This window comes from Croceibacterium sp. TMG7-5b_MA50, from assembly GCF_039830145.1.
In the GTDB taxonomy this organism is placed as follows: Bacteria; Pseudomonadota; Alphaproteobacteria; order Sphingomonadales; family Sphingomonadaceae; genus Croceibacterium.
Genome location: NZ_CP156082.1, coordinates 1721962 through 1740129 on the forward strand (window position 1 = coordinate 1721962; position 18168 = coordinate 1740129).

Annotated in this window: 19 protein-coding genes and 1 riboswitch; of the genes, 12 read left to right on the plus strand and 7 right to left on the minus strand. The window is 65.8% G+C overall.

The features are described 5' to 3' along the window. Nucleotides 1-16: 16 nt before the first annotated feature. Nucleotides 17-223: a hypothetical protein gene (locus V5740_RS08280; RefSeq protein WP_347302022.1), complete on the plus strand. Its 207-nt coding sequence runs from the start codon at nt 17-19 to the stop codon at nt 221-223. Next, on the plus strand, nt 220-972 hold the full coding sequence (locus V5740_RS08285; RefSeq protein WP_347302023.1) for a hypothetical protein: 753 nt from the start codon (nt 220-222) through the stop codon (nt 970-972). The genes V5740_RS08280 and V5740_RS08285 overlap by 4 nt, the downstream gene beginning before the upstream one ends. A 9-nt stretch (nt 973-981) precedes the next feature. Here the strand turns inward: V5740_RS08285 and V5740_RS08290 are convergent, their stop codons facing one another. Further along, nucleotides 982-2322, minus strand: a complete 1341-nt coding sequence (locus V5740_RS08290; protein WP_347302024.1) for an MFS transporter — start codon at nt 2320-2322, stop codon at nt 982-984. Nucleotides 2323-2514: 192 nt separating this feature from the next. On the opposite strand from V5740_RS08290, the gene cyoA reads away from it, so the two are divergent. Genes cyoA through V5740_RS08335 form a run of 9 tightly spaced genes read left to right on the plus strand, consistent with a single transcriptional unit; the run spans nt 2515 to nt 11103 of the window. Further along, nucleotides 2515-3690, plus strand: a complete 1176-nt coding sequence (gene cyoA / locus V5740_RS08295; RefSeq protein WP_347302025.1) for a ubiquinol oxidase subunit II — start codon at nt 2515-2517, stop codon at nt 3688-3690. Between the two features lie 22 nt (nt 3691-3712). Beyond that, nucleotides 3713-3973, plus strand: a complete 261-nt coding sequence (locus V5740_RS08300; protein WP_347302026.1) for a hypothetical protein — start codon at nt 3713-3715, stop codon at nt 3971-3973. Beyond that, complete coding sequence (gene cyoB, locus V5740_RS08305) at nt 3970-6006, plus strand: cytochrome o ubiquinol oxidase subunit I (RefSeq protein ID WP_347302027.1); 2037 nt, start codon at nt 3970-3972, stop codon at nt 6004-6006. The genes V5740_RS08300 and cyoB overlap by 4 nt, the downstream gene beginning before the upstream one ends. A gap of 5 nt (nt 6007-6011) precedes the next feature. Continuing rightward, on the plus strand, nt 6012-6677 hold the full coding sequence (gene cyoC, locus V5740_RS08310; protein WP_347302028.1) for a cytochrome o ubiquinol oxidase subunit III: 666 nt from the start codon (nt 6012-6014) through the stop codon (nt 6675-6677). After that, nucleotides 6674-7156, plus strand: a complete 483-nt coding sequence (cyoD, locus tag V5740_RS08315) for a cytochrome o ubiquinol oxidase subunit IV (protein ID WP_347302029.1) — start codon at nt 6674-6676, stop codon at nt 7154-7156. The genes cyoC and cyoD overlap by 4 nt, the downstream gene beginning before the upstream one ends. Before the next feature lie 19 nt (nt 7157-7175). Continuing rightward, nucleotides 7176-7913 carry an SURF1 family protein gene (locus tag V5740_RS08320; protein ID WP_347302030.1) on the plus strand — a complete coding sequence of 246 codons (738 nt, stop codon included), beginning with the start codon at nt 7176-7178 and terminating at the stop codon, nt 7911-7913. 19 nt (nt 7914-7932) lie between these two features. Further along, nucleotides 7933-9282, plus strand: coding sequence for an ATP-binding protein (locus V5740_RS08325; protein WP_347302031.1), 1350 nt, complete (start codon nt 7933-7935; stop codon nt 9280-9282). Further along, on the plus strand, nt 9275-9817 hold the full coding sequence (locus V5740_RS08330; protein ID WP_347302032.1) for a response regulator transcription factor: 543 nt from the start codon (nt 9275-9277) through the stop codon (nt 9815-9817). Before V5740_RS08325 ends, V5740_RS08330 begins: the two co-directional genes overlap by 8 nt. A gap of 38 nt (nt 9818-9855) precedes the next feature. Beyond that, on the plus strand, nt 9856-11103 hold the full coding sequence (locus tag V5740_RS08335; protein WP_347302033.1) for an MFS transporter: 1248 nt from the start codon (nt 9856-9858) through the stop codon (nt 11101-11103). On the opposite strand, the gene V5740_RS08340 is transcribed toward V5740_RS08335, so the two are convergent. The 4 genes from V5740_RS08340 to V5740_RS08355 all read right to left on the minus strand — a co-directional run bounded on the left by V5740_RS08340 (nt 11100) and on the right by V5740_RS08355 (nt 14549). Continuing rightward, the gene (locus V5740_RS08340) at nt 11100-11453 is read right to left on the minus strand and encodes a UrcA family protein (protein WP_347302034.1); all 354 of its coding nucleotides are present in this window, start codon (nt 11451-11453) and stop codon (nt 11100-11102) included. The two genes, V5740_RS08335 and V5740_RS08340, sit on opposite strands and share 4 nt — an antisense overlap. A 201-nt stretch (nt 11454-11654) precedes the next feature. Further along, on the minus strand, nt 11655-12608 hold the full coding sequence (locus V5740_RS08345) for a hypothetical protein (protein WP_347302035.1): 954 nt from the start codon (nt 12606-12608) through the stop codon (nt 11655-11657). A gap of 292 nt (nt 12609-12900) precedes the next feature. Then, complete coding sequence (locus V5740_RS08350; RefSeq protein WP_347302036.1) at nt 12901-14301, minus strand: hypothetical protein; 1401 nt, start codon at nt 14299-14301, stop codon at nt 12901-12903. Nucleotides 14302-14396: 95 nt separating this feature from the next. Beyond that, nucleotides 14397-14549: a hypothetical protein gene (locus V5740_RS08355; protein ID WP_347302037.1), complete on the minus strand. Its 153-nt coding sequence runs from the start codon at nt 14547-14549 to the stop codon at nt 14397-14399. A gap of 109 nt (nt 14550-14658) precedes the next feature. Here V5740_RS08355 and V5740_RS08360 point away from each other — a divergent pair, with 109 nt between their 5' ends. Then, nucleotides 14659-15090, plus strand: coding sequence for a PRC-barrel domain containing protein (locus tag V5740_RS08360; RefSeq protein ID WP_347302038.1), 432 nt, complete (start codon nt 14659-14661; stop codon nt 15088-15090). A 95-nt stretch (nt 15091-15185) separates the two neighbouring features. On the opposite strand, the gene thiC is transcribed toward V5740_RS08360, so the two are convergent. Then, nucleotides 15186-17042, minus strand: coding sequence for a phosphomethylpyrimidine synthase ThiC (gene thiC / locus V5740_RS08365; protein ID WP_347302039.1), 1857 nt, complete (start codon nt 17040-17042; stop codon nt 15186-15188). A 47-nt stretch (nt 17043-17089) separates the two neighbouring features. Further along, nucleotides 17090-17197: riboswitch (TPP riboswitch) on the minus strand. 33 nt (nt 17198-17230) lie between these two features. Then, nucleotides 17231-18124, minus strand: a complete 894-nt coding sequence (locus tag V5740_RS08370) for a MipA/OmpV family protein (protein WP_347302040.1) — start codon at nt 18122-18124, stop codon at nt 17231-17233. Nucleotides 18125-18168: the final 44 nt, after the last annotated feature.

Below are 18168 nucleotides of genomic sequence, written 5' to 3' on the forward strand. Positions count from 1 at the left end.
GTCTCTGGAGTGCACGATGCAGATAAATTCGGACCAGTCGATCGAACGCGCCGGTGCCATCCACCGGCATTTCGGCAGCTGGAACGCCGTCCGCAAGGCCGCGCAGGAGAACGGCTGGTCCTGGGTCCTCAGCACCGCAGGCGTGACCGAGCCGGAGCCTGACGAGCCGCAGACCTACACCGGCCGTGCCTCGGTCGTGATGCGCCAGCCGGAGAACCGATGAGCTTCAGCTATGCGCTGTTCCTGGTGCTGTTGTTGCTGGCACCGGGATTCAGCGTGTGGGCGGGCCTGCGGCTGGCCGAGTATAACGAGCTTGTATCGCAGGCGCCCGAGCGGCCGAATTCCACCTTTTCCCTGCTGACCATCATCTTCGGCGCGGTCGCCGGCCATCTCGTGATGGCGACGCTGCTGGCGGCGCAGGAGACGTTCTGCACGCCTGCCGACATCTGCACCGGCGTGGAGTTCGATCCCAACATCTACCGGGTGATCGTCGCCGGGGAGCAGGCGGAACCTGCGGGGAATGGCTTTGCCGACCTGCCCGGCTGGTCGATCCCCTACTGGCTGCTCAGCCTCCTGCTGCCGGCCATCCTGACCGGCGCGGCTGCGTTCCGGCTGGGCACATGGCGGTTGATCCGCCGGCTACGCGAAAGATCGGTATTGGGCTGGTTCCAGCCGTGGATCGAGCGGGCGCGATCGTCCGACCACTTCATCATCGCCTATGTGGTGACCGGCATGACGCATGATGGCGCCTATGTCGCCTACGAAGGCGTAGTGGCGAATGTCGCGCTGGACGACAACCGGGCAATCGCCATGATCGTGCTCGACAATTGCGACCGTTTCCTGGTGCGGATCGACGGCGGGCAGGTGACGCGCATCGATGCGCCGACCTCCATCGGGCTGATCCAGCTGGAGGCACGCAATTGCCTGAACATCGCGCTGGAACTGCTTGGCAATCCCGGCGCGATGTCCTGACCCATCTCCTTACTCGATGTTCTTGCCAAGCTCGCGGTTGATCCACAGTGCGACCAGGGTGCAGACCGCACCCGACAGCAGGTAGGCGCCCGCCGCGATCAGCCCGAACCGGGCCGACAGCCACAGCGCGGCCAGCGGCGCGAAGCCAGCGCCGAACAGCCAGGCGAGGTCCGACGTCAGCGCCGATGCGGTATAGCGGTGCCGCTGCGCGAAGCGCGACGACAGCGCGCCCGATGCCTGGCCGAACCCGATGCCCAGCAGCACGAAGCCGATCACCATGAACACGACCTCGCCCTGCGCGCCGCCATCCAGCAATTGCGGCGCGAAGAAGGAGAACACCGCGATCGCCGCCGCGGTGGCGCCCAGCAGTGTGCGCCGGCCGATCCGGTCGGCCAGCAGGCCTGATGCGATTACCGACAGCACTCCAATTGCGCCGGCTACCGCCTCGATCACCAGGAACCGGACGGGGCTCTCCTCCGTGTAGAGGAACACCCAGGACAGCGGATACACCGTGACCATGTGGAACAGCGCAAAGCTGGCGAGCGGGGCGAACGCGCCCGCGATGATGACCTTCCACTCCGACCGGATGGTGCTCAAGATCGGCGCCGGCTGCAATTCGCGCTTTTCGAACAGGCTGGCATATTCGGGCGTCACCACGATGCGCAGGCGCGCGAACAGCGCCACCACATTGATCGCGAAGGCGACGAAGAAGGGGTAACGCCAGCCCCAGCCTAGGAAGTCCTGCGCCGGCAGCACCGACACCAGGAACACGAACAGCAGGCTGGCGACGATCAGGCCGATCGGCGCACCCAGCTGCGGGATCATCGCCCACCAGCCACGCCGGCCATCGGGCGCGTTGATCGCCAGCAGCGATGCCAAGCCATCCCAGGTGCCGCCCAGCGCGAAGCCCTGCCCCAGTCGAAACAGCGCCAGCAGGATCGCGGACCAGGTACCGATCGATTCGTAGCCGGGCAGGAAGGCGATCACCACCGTGGACACGCCCAGCAGGAACAGCGCCGCCGTCAGCTTGACGCCACGTCCGTAATGCTGGTCGACCCAGGTGAAGACCATCGTACCCACGGGTCGCGACAGGAATGCCAGCGCGAAGATCGCGAACGACCACAGCGTGCCCTGCAGCGGGTCCATGTACGGGAACACCAGCTGCGGGAACACCAGCACGGACGCGATGGCGTAGACGAAGAAGTCGAAGAATTCGGACGTACGGCCGATGATCACGCCGATGGCGATCTCCCCCGGCTCGATCCGGTGGCCGTGGGGATCGTCCCGATCGGCGTTCACGGCGCGTGCGTCGCGCTCGGCCTCTGTGCTCGGCAGCGTTCCGGCGGCCATGGTGATCCTTCTTCTTCTGGCGTGCTTGCGCGTAAGCGCCCGCCTTTAACCGGCAGCGGGCAGGATGCAAACCGCATTGCTGCACTGCGGCGATAATCGGGCTGCGCATTTGAATGCGCTGCGGCGAGACGATGAACGATTGGACAAATTGTCCTATGTGCAATGCAACATCATGCTGGTAGGCGGTCGCCCATGCTGACGATTCCGAACACCGGCCCGACGCTCGGCCGCCTGCTTCGCCGCACCCTGCCCGTGCTTGCCACCCTGCCGCTGCTGGCTGGTTGTGGCGAGCTGATCGTGCTCGATCCCGCCGGCGACGTGGCGCGCCAGCAGGGCAACCTGGTGGTGATCTCCACCGCGCTGATGCTGTTGATCGTGGCGCCGGTCATGGCGGCGACCGCCTGGTTCGCGTGGAAGTACCGCGCGGCCAACACCGACGCGAAGTACACGCCGGACTGGGACCATTCCACCCAGCTGGAGCTGCTGATCTGGGCCGCGCCGCTGCTGATCATCATCTGCCTGGGAGCGCTGACCTGGGTCAGCACCCACCTGCTCGACCCTTACCGGCCGCTCTCCTCGGGCGGGTCCGCCTCCCCTGCGGGGCCGGGGCAGGAACTGTCCGCGCCGCTGGAGGTGCAGGTGGTCGCGCTCGATTGGAAGTGGCTGTTCATCTACCCGGAACAGGGCATCGCCACCGTCAACGAATTCGCCGCGCCGGTGGACCGGCCGATCCGCTTCCGCATCTCCGGCTCGTCGGTGATGAACAGCTTCTACATTCCCGCCATGGCGGGAATGATCTACGCCATGCCCGGCATGGAGACCAAGCTGCATGGCGAGTTCGACCAGGCTGGCACGTTCGAAGGGCTGTCCGCCCAATATTCGGGGGCAGGCTTCTCCAACATGCGCTTCGCCGTGCGCAGCATGCCCGCCGCAGACTTCGACAGCTGGGTGCAGCAGGTGCGCACCAGCACCGGCCAGCTGACGCGCGCCGCCTACCTCCAGCTCGAACAGCCGAGCGAGAAGGTGCCGCCGATGTACTTCGCCGCCGTGGAACCGCAGTTGTTTGACCTGGTGGTCAACATGTGCGTCGATGCCGACAAGATGTGCGCGCACGAGATGATGGCCATCGACGAGCGGGGCGGCCTGGGCCTCGCCGGCATCCACAACGTCCGCCGCCTGGCTTACGACAAGTATGCCGGTCGCGGCAGCGGCGGGGACAGCCTGCTGCTGGCCGATGGCAGCCGCTACGTCCAGGCGACGTGCCTGGCCCAGCTCGACCCGGTCGAGGGCGGCCTGCTCGACCCGGTCAACCTCGCCCCGCTGACCGGCGCCGGCCTGTCGCGTCCCAGCACGCTGGCGTCGCTGTGACGCGCGCGGAAGGTACAAGATCATGAACAACCAACGCCCGCCCAGTTCGCGCCGGCTCGGCCGTGCGGCCATCGTGGTGCTCGCGCTGCTCGCGGCCATGGGCGCCATCACCTTCGTCGGCATGAACATCTGGCACGCGACGGAGGTGGCCGAGGAAGAGGCCACCGGCGACACCGGCGCGACCGAGCATACGCCGCCCAATTACGTCGACCACAACGACGTGCCCGAACATGACCCGGGCGTCCCCAAGGACCTGACACAGAGCGACCAGACGCAGCCATGACCCCGCATCCCGCACCCGAAGCCGGCCCCATCCTGGGCCGCCTCTCGCTCGAGGCGATTCCGCTGCACGAGCCGATCCTGATCGTCACCTTCGGCGCGGTCGCCATCGGCGGCATCGCCATGCTGGCGCTGCTGACCAAGTTCCGCCTGTGGGGCTATCTCTGGAACGAATGGTTCACCAGCGTGGACCACAAGAAGATCGGCATCATGTACATGGTGCTGGGCCTCGTCATGTTCCTGCGCGGTTTCGCCGACGCGCTGATGATGCGTCTGCAGCAGGCGATCGCATTCGGCGGGTCGGAAGGCTACCTGAACGCCCATCACTACGACCAGGTGTTCACCGCCCATGGCGTGATCATGATCTTCTTCGTGGCGATGCCGTTCGTCACGGGCCTGATGAACTACGTCGTGCCGCTGCAGATCGGCGCGCGCGACGTGTCGTTCCCGTTCCTCAACAATTTCAGCTTCTGGATGACCACCGCGGGCGCCGTGCTGGTGATGATGAGCCTGTTCATCGGCGAATTCGCGCAGACCGGGTGGCTCGCCTACCCGCCGCTGTCGGGCATCGCCTACAGCCCCAATGTCGGCGTCGACTACTACCTGTGGTCGCTGCAGATCGCGGGCGTCGGCACGACGCTGTCGGGCATCAACCTGATCGTCACCATCCTGAAGCTGCGCGCGCCGGGCATGGGCCTGATGAAGATGCCGATCTTCACCTGGACCAGCCTGTGCACCAACATCCTGATCGTCGCCTCCTTCCCGGTCCTGACCGCGGTGCTCGCTCTGCTGAGCCTGGACCGCTATGTCGGCACCAACTTCTTCACGAACGACTTCGGCGGCAGCGCCATGATGTACGTGAACCTGATCTGGATCTGGGGCCACCCGGAGGTCTACATCCTGATCCTGCCGCTGTTCGGCGTGTTCAGCGAGGTGACCAGCACGTTCAGCGGCAAGCGCCTGTTCGGCTATACCTCCATGGTCTACGCCACGATCGTCATCATGATCCTGAGCTACCTGGTGTGGCTGCACCACTTCTTCACCATGGGTAGCGGTGCGTCGGTGAACAGCTTCTTCGGCATCACCACCATGATCATCTCGATCCCGACGGGGGCGAAGCTCTTCAACTGGCTGTTCACCATGTATCGCGGCCGCATCCGGTACGAACTGCCGATGATGTGGACGGTCGCCTTCATGCTGACCTTCACGGTCGGCGGGATGACGGGCGTGCTGCTGGCGGTGCCGCCGGCGGACTTCGTGCTGCACAACTCGCTGTTCCTGATCGCGCACTTCCACAACGTGATCATCGGCGGCGTGCTGTTCGGCATCTTCGCCGCGATCAACTTCTGGTGGCCCAAGGCGTTCGGCTACAAGCTCAACACCTTCTGGGGCAAGGTCAGCTTCTGGTGCTGGGTCCCGGGCTTCTGGGTGGCGTTCACCCCGCTCTACATCATGGGCCTGATGGGCGTGACCCGCCGGATGCGCGTGTTCGACGATCCCGACCTGCAGATCTGGTTCGTGATCGCCGCCATCGGTGCGGCCATGATCGCGGCCGGCATCGGCGCCATGCTGGTGCAGTTCGCCGTCAGCATCTGGAAGCGAGAGGAGCTGCGTGACGAGAGTGGCGACCCGTGGAATGGCCGTACGCTGGAATGGGCGACCAGCTCGCCCCCGCCGGAGTACAACTTCGCCTTCACGCCGGTGATCCATGACCTGGACGCATGGTACGACATGAAGAACCGCCACGCCGATCGCCCGATCGAAGGGTTCCGCGACATCCACATGCCCAAGGGCACGGGTGCGGGCGTGATCCTGGCCGGTATCAGCCTGGTCGCAGGGTTTGCGCTGGTGTGGCACATCTGGTGGCTGGCCGCGCTCGGCCTGATCGGGTTGGTCGCCGCGGCGATCTACCACACCTTCAACTATGACCGCGACTTCCACATCCCCGCCGCGCATGTGGCCGAAGTGGAGGCGGCGCGGTCGCGGCAGCTGGACGGACTGCGCGCCCGCGAAGCGCAGCCGGCAGCAGGAGCATAAGCGCGATGAGCAGCACCGACTGGGCGATCACCGCACCGGGACCGGCCCCGCACACGGAAGAGAAGGAGGGGCAGCCCATCCGCTTCTACGAGCTGGACGAGCACGCCCATCCCGAAGGCTACAGCACCATGCTGGGCTTCTGGATCTACCTGATGAGCGACTGCCTCATCTTCGCCATCCTGTTCGCCTGCTACGGCGTTCTGGGCGGTAACTACGCCGCGGGGCCGGGTCCACGCGACCTGTTCGAACTGCCGCTGATCGCGGTGAATACTGCGATGCTGCTGTTTTCCTCCATCACGTATGGCTTCGCCATGCTGTCGATGCAGGCGAACAAGCTGCGCGCCACGCAGGGCTGGCTGGCGGTGACCGGGCTGTTCGGCCTCGCCTTCCTGGGTATCGAGCTGTACGAGTTCCAGCACCTGATCCACATCGGCGCCGGGCCGCAGCGCAGCGCATTCCTGTCGGCCTTCTTCACGCTGGTCGGCACGCACGGCCTTCACGTCACTTTCGGCCTGATCTGGCTGGTGACGCTGATCGTCCAGCTCAACAACCGTGGCCTGATCGCCGCCAACCAGCGCCGGGTCGCATGCCTCAGCATGTTCTGGCACTTCCTGGATGTCGTGTGGATCGGCGTCTTCACCGTTGTCTACCTGATGGGGATGCTGCGATGAGCAACACCACCTACAACCCCGACCACGCCGACAATCCGTCCCACCCGGCGCACCGTCCCACCGGGCCGATCCCGGCCGCGACCGAAACCGGGCACGAGGCTGGCCACGGCGCGCATCACGACGGGCAGCATGGCGGCCACGCCGTGGCGGAACTGCCGCACGCGACCATGCGCGACTACGTCATCGGCTTCGTGCTGTCGGTCGTGCTGACCGCGATCCCGTTCGCGCTGGTGATGAACGGCACCTTCTCCGCCGCCGTGACCGCCGCCATCATCACCATCTTCGCGGTGGTGCAGATCGTCGTCCACATGGTCTACTTCCTGCACATGAATCCCAAGGCGGAGAATGGCTGGACGCTGTCCACGCTGGTCTTCACCGTGATCGTCGTCGTCATCATGCTGTCGGGTTCGCTGTGGGTGATGAGCCACCTGCACAACAACATGATGCCGCAGCCGCACGACGTTTCGCAGCTGCCGTGATCGTGTGGCGGGGCCGGACATGACCGATCGCCCCGCCACGACCACAGCGCGCGGCCGCGGCGCCGGGCGCTGGGTCATCGCTGCGATTGCGTTGCTGCTGGCGGCTTTGTGTGTCTCGCTGGCCGTGTGGCAGGTGCAGCGCCGCACCTGGAAGCACCAGTTGATCGAGGCGGTGGAGACCCGCGCGACCGCCATCCCCGTCATTGCGCCGGGTCCCGACCGCTGGCCCGCCATTACCGAGAATGACGACGTGTACCGGCGGCTCACCGCCACGGGTACGTTCCGCCATGACCGGGAGGTGCTGGTGCAGGCGGTGACCGATCTTGGCGGCGGGTTCTGGGTGATGACGCCGCTCACGACGGATAGTGGCTTCACCGTCCTGGTCAATCGCGGCTTCGTCCCCCGTGACCGGACAGATCCGGCCAACCGCGCCGCCGGCAATCCGGCCGGCCCGGTCACGGTCACGGGCCTCCTCAGGATCACGGAGCCGGGCGGCGGCTTCCTGCGCAGCAACGATCCCGCCGCCGGCCGCTGGTTCAGCCGGGACGTGGCCGCGATCGCGCGGGCTCAGGCGTTGGGCCCTGTCGCCCCCTATTTCATCGATGCGGACGGCACCGGCAATGCCGGCGGCTATCCGGTGGGCGGCCTCACTGTCCTGAACTTCCCGGACAACCATCTGCCTTATGCCCTGACCTGGGCGGCGCTGGCCGGCCTGTGCCTGTTCGCGGCCTGGCGGGTCTTGCGCCTGCCCCGCTGATCGCGGCACAATCGGCCACATGGCCACGGCCACGCCCTCCCCCGGTTCCGAGCAAGGCCTGCGCACCCTGTTCGGCATGCTGCCGACAACGCCCGCAGATGCCGGCCGGCGCAACCTGTTGCTGCTGATCCAGCTGCGCTGGTTCGCGGTCGGCGGCCAATTGGTGACGATAGAGATCGTCCGCTCCGCCATGGGCATCGCCCTGCCCGTCGGCCCGCTGCTGGGCGCGGTGCTGCTGCTGGTGGCGATCAACCTCGCCAGCCTGCCGCTGCTGCAACGCCGGCGGGATGTCAGCAACCGGGAGCTGACGCTGGCCCTGTTGCTAGATGTGGGGGTGCTCGCCTGGCAGCTCCATTTCACGGGCGGCATCGCCAATCCGTTCGCCCCGCTGTTCCTGCTGCAGGTGGTGCTGGGCGCGCTGCTCCTCTCGCAGCAGGCCGCGTGGGGCGTTGCGGTCGTCGCGCTTGGCGCGTTGCTGGCGCAGTTGTTGTGGACCCGCCCGCTCAATCTTCCGGCGCCCTACGCCGCCGACCCGCTGCAATTGTACCTGCAGGGCAGCTTCGTCTGCTTCGCGCTGATCGCGGTGCTGCTGCTGGTCTTCGTCACCCGTACCACTCGCAACCTCAATCAGCGCAATGCGGCACTGGCGGAGGTGCAGCAGCGCGCGGTGGAGGAGGACCACATCGTGCGCATGGGCCTGCTTGCCAGCGGCGCGGCGCACGAACTGGGCACCCCGCTTGCCAGCCTGTCCGTGCTGATCGGCGATTGGCGCCGCCTGCCGCAACTGGCACGCGACCGGGAATTGCAGGAGGATCTGGCCGACATGGACACCGCCGTGCAGCGGTGCAAGGCGATCGTCAGCTCCATCCTGCTCGCCGCCGGGGAGGCGCGGGGCCTTGCCCCGGAACGGACCAGCGTGCGCGCCTTCCTGCACGCCATTGTCGCCGAATGGCGCAGCGGGGCAACTGGCCGGATGCCGGGCGAGTTCGCCTTCACCGACCACTTCGGGGAGCCGGACGTGCCGATCATCGCCGATCCCGCGCTGCGCCAGGTGATCGGCAATGTGATCGACAATGCGGTGGAGGCATCGCCGGACTGGGTCGGCCTCACCGCCCTGCGGCTCGGCGACCGGCTGGTGCTGGAGGTGGCCGACCGCGGCCCCGGCTTCGACCCGACAATGCTGCAGGCCTTCGGCCGGCCATACCATTCCACGAAGGGGCGCGCCGGCGGCGGCGTCGGCCTGTTCCTGCTCGTCAATGTGCTGCGCCAGCTGGGCGGCACAGTGGCGGCGCGCAACAATCCCGAAGGCGGCGCGACGGTGCGGGTCGAAATTCCCCTGAACGCGCTTACCTCGGCCAGCGATGCCTGAGCCCGCCCTGCCGCCGCTGCTGCTGATCGTGGAGGACGACGCCGCCTTCGCTCGGACCTTGCGCCGATCGTTCGAACGGCGCGGCTATCACGTGGTCGCCACCGACAGCCATGCCGGGATGGTGGATCTGCTCGCCAGTCACCGCCCCGATTATGCCGTCATCGACCTGAAGCTTGGCGGCGCGTCGGGCCTTGCCTGCGTGCAGACGCTGCATGCCCGGCTGCCGGACGCCAGGATCGTGGTGCTGACGGGCTTCGCCAGCATAGCCACGGCGGTGGAGGCGATTAAGCTGGGCGCTTCGCATTACCTGGCGAAGCCTGCCAACACCGACGACATCGAACGCGCCTTCGGCCTGGCGGACGGCAATCCCGATGCGCCGGTAGACGGCCGGCAATCCAGCATCAAGACGCTGGAATGGGAGCATATCCACCAGACGCTGGTAGAGGTGGACTTCAACATCAGCGAGGCCGCGCGGCGGCTTGGCATGCATCGTCGCACGCTGGCCCGCAAGCTGGAGAAGCGGCCGGTGCGGTAGGGCTTGCGCTCGCGGGGCGGCAGGTCGATGGCGCGCGGATGCGACGTCCACCGATCGTGCTGGCCATGCTGCTGCTGGTCTATATCTGCAACTTCGTCGACCGGCAGATCCTGGCCATTCTGGCGGCGCCGATCCAGCGGGAACTGGCGCTGTCCGATGGCGAGATGGGCCTGCTGGGCGGGGTCGCCTTCGCCCTGCTCTACGCCACTTGCGGGGTGCCGCTGTCGGCACTGGCGGACCGGACGGGCCGCGCGCGGGTGATCGGCTGGGCGCTGGTCGTATGGAGCGGGTGTACCGCTTTGTGCGCGCTGGCGCAGGGCTTCTGGCACATCTTCCTGGCCCGCCTTGGCGTCGGGATCGGGGAGGCGGGCGGCGTGGCCCCGTCCTACGCGCTGATCGGCGAGTACTTCCCCTCCCATCGGCGGGCGCGGGCGCTGGCGATCTATTCGCTGGGCATCCCGATCGGCTCGGCCGCGGGCGTGCTGGCGGGCGGAGCGATCGCGGCGGCGGTGGACTGGCGCTGGGCCTTCGTGGTCGTGGGTGGGGCCGGGCTGCTGCTGGCGCCCGTCTTCGCGCTGCTGGTCCGCGACCCGCCCCGGCGGGAGCGGCGGCCGGCGGCGCCGTGGCGGCGGACGGCGGGGTTGCTGGTACGGAGCCGGTCGTTCTGGCTGCTGTCGTTGGGACAGGCGCTGGCGAGCATGGCGGGGTATGGCATCGTCTTCTGGCTGCCGAGCGTGCTGCAACGGTCGTTCGGGCTGACCCTGCTGCAATCGGCGCAGTTCTTCGGCGCCCTGCTGCTGGTGGGGGGGATCGCGGGAGTGCTGGGCGGCGGGTGGCTGGGCGACCGGCTGGGCCGGGGCGACCGGGCGTGGCATGCCTGGTTGCCGGGAGGGGCCTTCGTGATCGCCGCGCCGCTGTTCGCGGCGGGGATCGTGTCGGGCGACTGGCGGGTCGCCTTTGCCCTGTTCCTGCTGCCGCAGGCGCTGAGCTACTTCTGGATGGGGCCGGTCCTGTCGGCGGTGCAGCACCTGGTGGGCGCGGCGGAGCGGGCGAGCGCGAGTGCGCTGTTCCTGCTGGTCAACAATCTGTTGGGTCTGGCCGGGGGGACCTGGGCGCTGGGCCTGCTGGCCGATGCCCTGCGCGGCCGCCATGGCGAGGGGGCGCTGGCGCAGGCGATGCTGTGGTCGCTGCTGCTGTATGTCGCCGCGGGCCTGCTGCTGCTGGCAGGCGGGCGCTGGCTCCGGCGCGATTGGGTGCCGGAGCCAGCAATCAGTCCGACCGCTTAGCCCTCTTCAGCCGCGGCGACGGCGGCGCTGGCGGCGTAGCCGCGGGCATCGAGTTGCGCCAGGGCGCCGGCGCGGGCGGTGTCGAAGCAATTCAGCGCCGACGGCGTGCGGTTCAGCACGGAGCCGCGCGGCATGTCACACACCTGCGCCGCGGCCTGGTTGACGCGAAGCGCCAGCGTGCGCTGGTCGTAAGGGGACGACAGGTTCAGGTCACCGATCTTCACCGCGACGGAGCGGGTGTCGGGCGCGTGTTCCTGCACCACCATCTCGCTGTTGGCGAAAGCGGGCGTGGTCGCCACGCCGAGGGCAAGCAGGCCGCCAAGGGCGGCGCGCATGGTCATGGAAGGCATTGTTCTCTCCTGCAAACGGCCACCTGCCCTGTTGCCGGGCCGGTTGGGTTGATGCTGCTTATAATTGCGGCACGCTGCCCAATCAATATGCAGCGCACCAATTCGTCGCTGCACCGCAAGAGTGTGCCGTCCGGTGACACGAGCGGCGGAAGCCGGAAGTTGACACTAAGTTGACACCTCCCTCTCGCCGCTTCGCCTTGTTCATGAACCGTCGCGCGGCGGGCGTCGGCGGGTGCCGGCCTGCGTGGGATCGAGCCAGGCGAACCAGTCGATCTCCTCCTGCTCGGTGAGCTTGCCGCCCGCCGCCTGCTTCTCGTTCGCCGCCCGCCCGCGTTCGTGCTGCGCCAGCCGCGCCTCCGCCCGCAGCTGCTCGGGGCTTTTCGCCGGGCGCTGCTCGGCGAGGAAGTGCGGCAGCTTGCCGTCGGCGAGTTCGGCACAGAGCAGTTCGTGCGCCAATTGCTCCGCATCGAGCATCGTTTCCACCGGGGCGGGCAGCGCGGGTTCCATCGCGCGCAGGACATCTTCGAGTGTGGCGGGCGCCGGAGTGGCGCGGGCCGGGACCGGGGCGAGCGCGGTGCCCTGGCCATCCGCCGGGTCATTCCCGCCGCCATCGGTGCCGCGCGCGGCGGCGGCCGGTTGCGCGAAGTGCCACGCCGCACGGGCCGAGCGCGCCTCCCGGCTGTAGCGTTCGGGCTTCAGGTGGCTGAGCAGACGATCGTTGTAGACGCGGCGGCTGTCCGTCAGTTCGCCGGCGGAATTGTACTGGTCCTGCTCCACGCCCTCGATCGCGCGTTCGAAGGCGATATCCTCGATCAGGGTGCCCGCGCGTTCGCGCGCCACGTCCCACGCGCGGGCGAAGGCGGCGGCGTGGGGCGCGCGGCGCAGGGCATAGGCGCTCGCCCGCGTCATCCCGACCTCCTTCGCGGCGAGCGCGACGAGGCCGGTATCGGCCAGCACCTCGATGAAGCGGCGCTGCTTCTCCTCCGTCCACCCGTCATAGCGCTGGCGGCGGCGGACGGGGACCCAGCGATAATCGGCGGGGTCGTAGTCGAGGATGGCGTGGCCGAGTTCGGGTTCGGGCGGGGATGTGGGGGCGGCTCCGGTGACGGGCGGTGACGGCGGGGCGATGGGTGCGGTGGGCGGGGTCGTGCTCATCGGCGAGCTTAGGGCAGGTTTTTGCCGAGTAGGAAAATGTTTTGGGGTGGTACGCGATGAATTAATACGAATAGGCGCGAGGCATGGACTATCTGCTCCAGCGTTTTACCGCTCCTGACGGAACGGAAATGGTCGTGCTGCGCGCCGATGGCTGGGATCGCCTGTGCACCTACTTCAAGGCGCGGAGGATGAGCGGCTGGCCCGGATGGAGGTTGGCGACGGCTACGGCTCGCGCAACACGAAACGCACGACTAAGGACCGCGCATTAAGAAAATCAGACTGCCACTCCTTTTTATCCAGTCGTTCTATATGCGTGATCGTGCAGTCTGCTAACCCATTCGCGGATGTGATCAAACCATCTTGCGTACTGATCCTCTGACAGATCAGTTTTTAACAAGCCGTCTTTACCAACACGATGCAAAAATGCGTACAAGACTTCTTCGGCCACATCTCCACATATTAACACGCCTTCACTAACTGACTTAGAAAACGGCGATACAGATCCGTGAACTAGCTTAGATCTTAAATCATAAGCTTCCTTGACAATCTTTTTCTTCAACCTCCAATCATCTAAGCAATCAGATGACATAGTTAAATCAGCAACTCTTGTGCTTACCGTCTCTGCTATATCACTCTTGCTTCCAGCAACCATAAGTCGCTCTATGGCGGTTATAAATTTTACTACTTTCGAGAATGACTGCTTATCTCTCACTCCCTCGCCAAACCACCTCGCTGCATCCAAGAACCGGCTTGCTATCGGTCGCCTTACACTTAAATCAACCTTACTATTTAAAACTAACCTAATCAGTTGAAGCGTTTCCACAACATCTTCTCTTTGTAAATCCTTGGACCATCCTTCTGGAAAGCCCATGGCGTCTAGGCTTCCTGTAGATGTCTGGATGGTCATCAAGCCATCCTTTTTGATCCACGCCAATGCTCGAGAGTCACTGGATATTTGGAAGCGACCAACTTCAACGCGATGAGTGCCTTTCCTGCCAATCAGAAAATATAAGCAGTCAAGGGCCGACGTAAGAAGGTCATGTGCCGCATCCTGCGCGCGTTTTGCATCACAGTTTTTCACTGTCACTACCGCTACCCACTTGTAACTCTTATAGTACTCCGCCGCCGTACGAAGGTGCTTTCGAGCCCACTTACGGTCACTCTCACTAGGATTTGCCCGCAGGTAAGCCTTCACTTGGTTGAAGATTTCTGGCTGGAACTGATCCAGCCATCTTATTTTCACGGCTCCAATGTCGATCTCGCCGGGTTCACTTGTAAATGTAAATCGCAGTGGATAGTAGTAGGTGAACTCTCCGCATCGGGCGGCGGCGCGCTTTGCAGCCCATGACAACAACCTATCCGTCTGTTTTTGATCAATGGCTCGGCCTTCACTCACGAACCTTTTGATTATTTCTGCGCCTAACTCTTTTTTGATATCTGAATATGTGACACGAGACTCCAGATCACGAAGTTTGATGACCCTCATCACCAAGGTATCGAGAGCAGAAACAGCCTTTTTGCTGACAAGTAGTGACCCATGACCCTGCGGGTGAGGCATCATAAACCAAGGATCAACTTCTTCAAAAACAGAGCTCAGGCTTTTAGAAGCTTTAGTAGCAGTAGCAGCGACTTCGCTAAGTATATACGATATTAGCTCAAAAGATTTGCGATCGTTGATGTCAATCTCATCCATAGAAACGTACCCAGATCATCACACAGGCGCGCTAAGCCTTGCTGTAACCGTGAGCCACTGCTGCTTCTGTCGCAAGACGGCTTGTTGAGCAGACGCTACCCCTTCTTCGCCTTATGCTCCGCCAGCAGGCGGTCCAGTTCCACGATGCGTTTGCGCTCCGGCGTGTCCTTCGCCAGCCCCTTCAGGCGGCAGGTCGCCCACAGCGCCTTGCGTTCGGATTCCAGTGCCTTGAGGTAGAGATCAGCCATGCCGCGTGATCACCCGCAGGCGTCGGGTTGTAAAGCGCGGAAGGCGAAACCATCGCGGCGCGCCCTCGTTCGCTCACCATCCCCAACAGCGAAGAGGAACCCGTTCGCCATGAAACTCGCCATTGTTGCCGCCCTGCCCGCCCTCGCGCTGGGCCTTGCCGCGTGCCAGTCGGAAGCCGACAAGCAGGCCGATGCGACGGAGGACGCGCTGGAGCAGCGGGCCGATGCCGATCTCGCCGCCTCCGATGGCGCGGTCGTCGCGCTGGGCATGACGGAGCGGCAATTGCTGGATGCCGACCTCGTCACCGCCGACGGCACCGAGCTGGGCGACGTGGAGGGGCTGCGCCGCACGGGCGACCAGGCGGGCATGGAGGTGACCGGGCTGATCGTGGAGCTGGAGGACAGCGATCCCGACCGCTACGTCACCGTACCGCTGAACGGCCTGACCATGCGCCATCAGGGCAACGACATGGATGTGCAGACCAGCCTGACCGCTGCCGAGCTGGCGGCGATGCCGGATGTGGAATTGCCGACGGTTTGATGTGCGCGGGTGGTGGGGTGGCGCTGTTTGCCCCTCCACCACCCTGTGGGTGGTCCCCCTCCCCATCTTGGGATGGGGAGGATTTTAGGGGCGCGTCAGTCGTGTTCGCGGTTGCCGGCGCCGATGTAGAGTTCGTTGCCGCCAAGGCGGTACTTCTCGCTCATAGCGGCCATGCCTTCTTCCGCATCCTCGACCGCGGCGAAGGCTTCGATCGGCTGGTTCTGCTTCGCCGCGAAGTCGCGCACTTCCTGCGTGATCTTCATGGAGCAGAATTTCGGCCCGCACATGGAGCAGAAATGCGCCGTCTTGGCGCCTTCGGCGGGCAGGGTCTGGTCGTGGTACAGCTCCGCCGTTTCGGGATCCAATGACAGGTTGAACTGGTCGCGCCAGCGGAACTCGAACCGGGCCTTGCTGAGCGCATCGTCGCGCACCTGCGCGGCCGGGTGGCCCTTGGCGAGGTCGGCGGCGTGGGCGGCGAGCTTGTAGGTGACGACGCCGACCTTCACATCGTCCCGGTCGGGCAGGCCCAGATGCTCCTTGGGCGTGACGTAGCAGAGCATGGCGGTGCCGTACCAGCCGATCTGCGCCGCGCCGATGCCGCTGGTGATGTGGTCGTAGCCGGGCGCGATGTCGGTGACGAGCGGCCCGAGGGTGTAGAACGGCGCCTCCCCGCAGGCTTCGAGCTGCTTGGTCATGTTCTCGCGGATCTTGTGCATGGGCACGTGGCCCGGCCCCTCGATCATGACCTGCACGCCGCGTTCCCAGGCGCGCTTGGTCAGCTCGCCCAGCGTGTAGAGTTCGGCGAACTGCGCCTCGTCATTGGCGTCGGCGATGGCGCCGGGGCGCAGGCCGTCGCCCAGCGAATAGGCGATGTCGTAGGCGGCGCAGATCTCGCTGATCTCGTCGAAATGCTCGTACAGGAAGCTTTCGCGGTGATGGGCGAGGCACCACTTGGCCATGATGGAACCGCCGCGTGACACGATGCCGGTCACGCGCTTCGCCGTCAGCGGGATGTAGGGCAGGCGGACGCCCGCATGGATGGTGAAGTAGTCGACGCCCTGTTCCGCCTGTTCGATCAGGGTGTCGCGGAAGATCTCCCACGTCAGGTCCTCGGCAATGCCGCCGACCTTTTCCAGCGCCTGGTAGATGGGGACGGTGCCGATGGGGACGGGCGAATTGCGGATGATCCATTCGCGGGTGTCGTGGATGTTGCGGCCGGTGCTGAGGTCCATCACCGTGTCCGCGCCCCAGCGGATCGCCCAGACGAGCTTGTCCACCTCGGATGCGACGTCGGAGGCGACGGCGCTGTTGCCGATATTGGCGTTGATCTTGACCAGGAAGTTGCGGCCGATCGCCATCGGTTCGCATTCGGGGTGGTTGATGTTGGACGGGATGATCGCGCGGCCGCGGGCGACCTCGTCCCGGACGAATTCGGGGGTGACGTATTCGGGGATTTCTGCGCCCCATGAATTGCCGTCCATCTCCCGGCGGACGAATTCACGGCCCAGGTTCTCGCGTTCGGCGACGTATTCCATCTCCGGGGTGATGATGCCGGCGCGGGCGTAATGCATCTGGGTGATGGTCTTGCCGGCATGCGCGCGCAGCGGGCGGCGGACAACATTGGGGAAGGCGGGGACGCCGGCGGAGCGGTCGGGGCCCTTGAGGCCGTTATCCTCCGGCTTCACCTCGCGCGCGTCATACGCCTCCACGTCGCCGCGGGCGAGCTGCCAGGGGCGGCGGATGGCGGGAAGGCCGGCGGCGATGTCGATGGCGGCGGCGGGGTCGGTGTAGGGACCGGACGTGTCGTAGACGCGCACCGGCGGTTCGCCGCTGTGGGGATCGAGGTGGATTTCGCGCATGGCGACGCGGTGTGGGCCGACATGGATCTTGCGGCTGCCCCGGATCGGACCGGTGGTGACGCCGATTTCCAGCGGGGAGTTGATGTCGGCCATTCGCGCTCTCCTGTCCGGGGGAGGTAGCGCGGGGAGAGGGATGGATCGCCTGTGCCGCCGCCCTTCCCTCCGCCCGTGTTAACGGGTTCAGGTTCGACGGGTCGTGGGATGCCAGCCCCACCTCTCAGCCATGGCAGGCTCCCCGAGGGTGCGGGCACGATAGGCCGCACCCCCGGGGCTTGCAAGCATCAGAACGTGTAGGCGAGGCCGATGCCGCCGACCCACTGGTCCGCGCTGCCGCGGATGGAGGTGAACGGCGTATCCTCCGCCGAGCCGAACAGGCGGTTGTAGCTGGCGAGGCCGACGATGGAGAGGCCGCCATCGGTGATGTCGCCATTGAGGTCGAACCCGGCGATCAGGTTGACGCCCGCCGACTTGAACCCGCCATCGGCGTCATAGCGGGGCAGGCCGGTGATCGCCGCCTGCTGCGCATCGAGGCCGTAATAATATTCGGCGAAGGAATCATCGACCCATTCGGCATTCACGTTCAGCGCGGCGAAGATCCCGCGGCTGAGCGGGGTCAGGTAGCTGACGCCGGGCGTCACCACCATGCCGTCATGCGCGCCGGCCACATCCCAGCGCACATCGGTGCTGACGGTCAGCCGGTCGTAGGGGTGCAGCACCTGCGCGAAGGTGATGCCGGCATTGGCGCCCACTTCCACGGCGAGATCCTGATCATCCAGCAGGTTCACCACGTCATCCCCGGTGTCGCCGTCGCGGCCGAACCGGAGGCGCGCCACGGGGCCGAGCTGGAACTGGACATTGCCCGCCGTGTCGTAGTCGGCGATCAGGTCCAGCGCCAGGCCGCCCGCGCGCGGCGCGATCCCGATGCCGCCCACCCGGCCGGCGACCGCCGGGAATGGGGTGACCGTATAATCGTCAGCCCCTTCATAGGTCGGCGTGTAGCCTACGCCCGCCCCGATCACGAGGAAGTCGCCGTCCAGCACGCCGGCATCGATCTGTTCGGGCACGGCGCCCTGGCCGGTGGTCCCGACCGAGCCGGGCGCAGCGACATCCTGCGCGATCGCAGGCATGGCAAGCAGCGCGGCCAGGGTGGCGGCGCCGGTCAGAATGGTTCGCATGTAGTGTGTGTGCCCTCAGAATGTGCAGCTGCAACGTAAGCGCA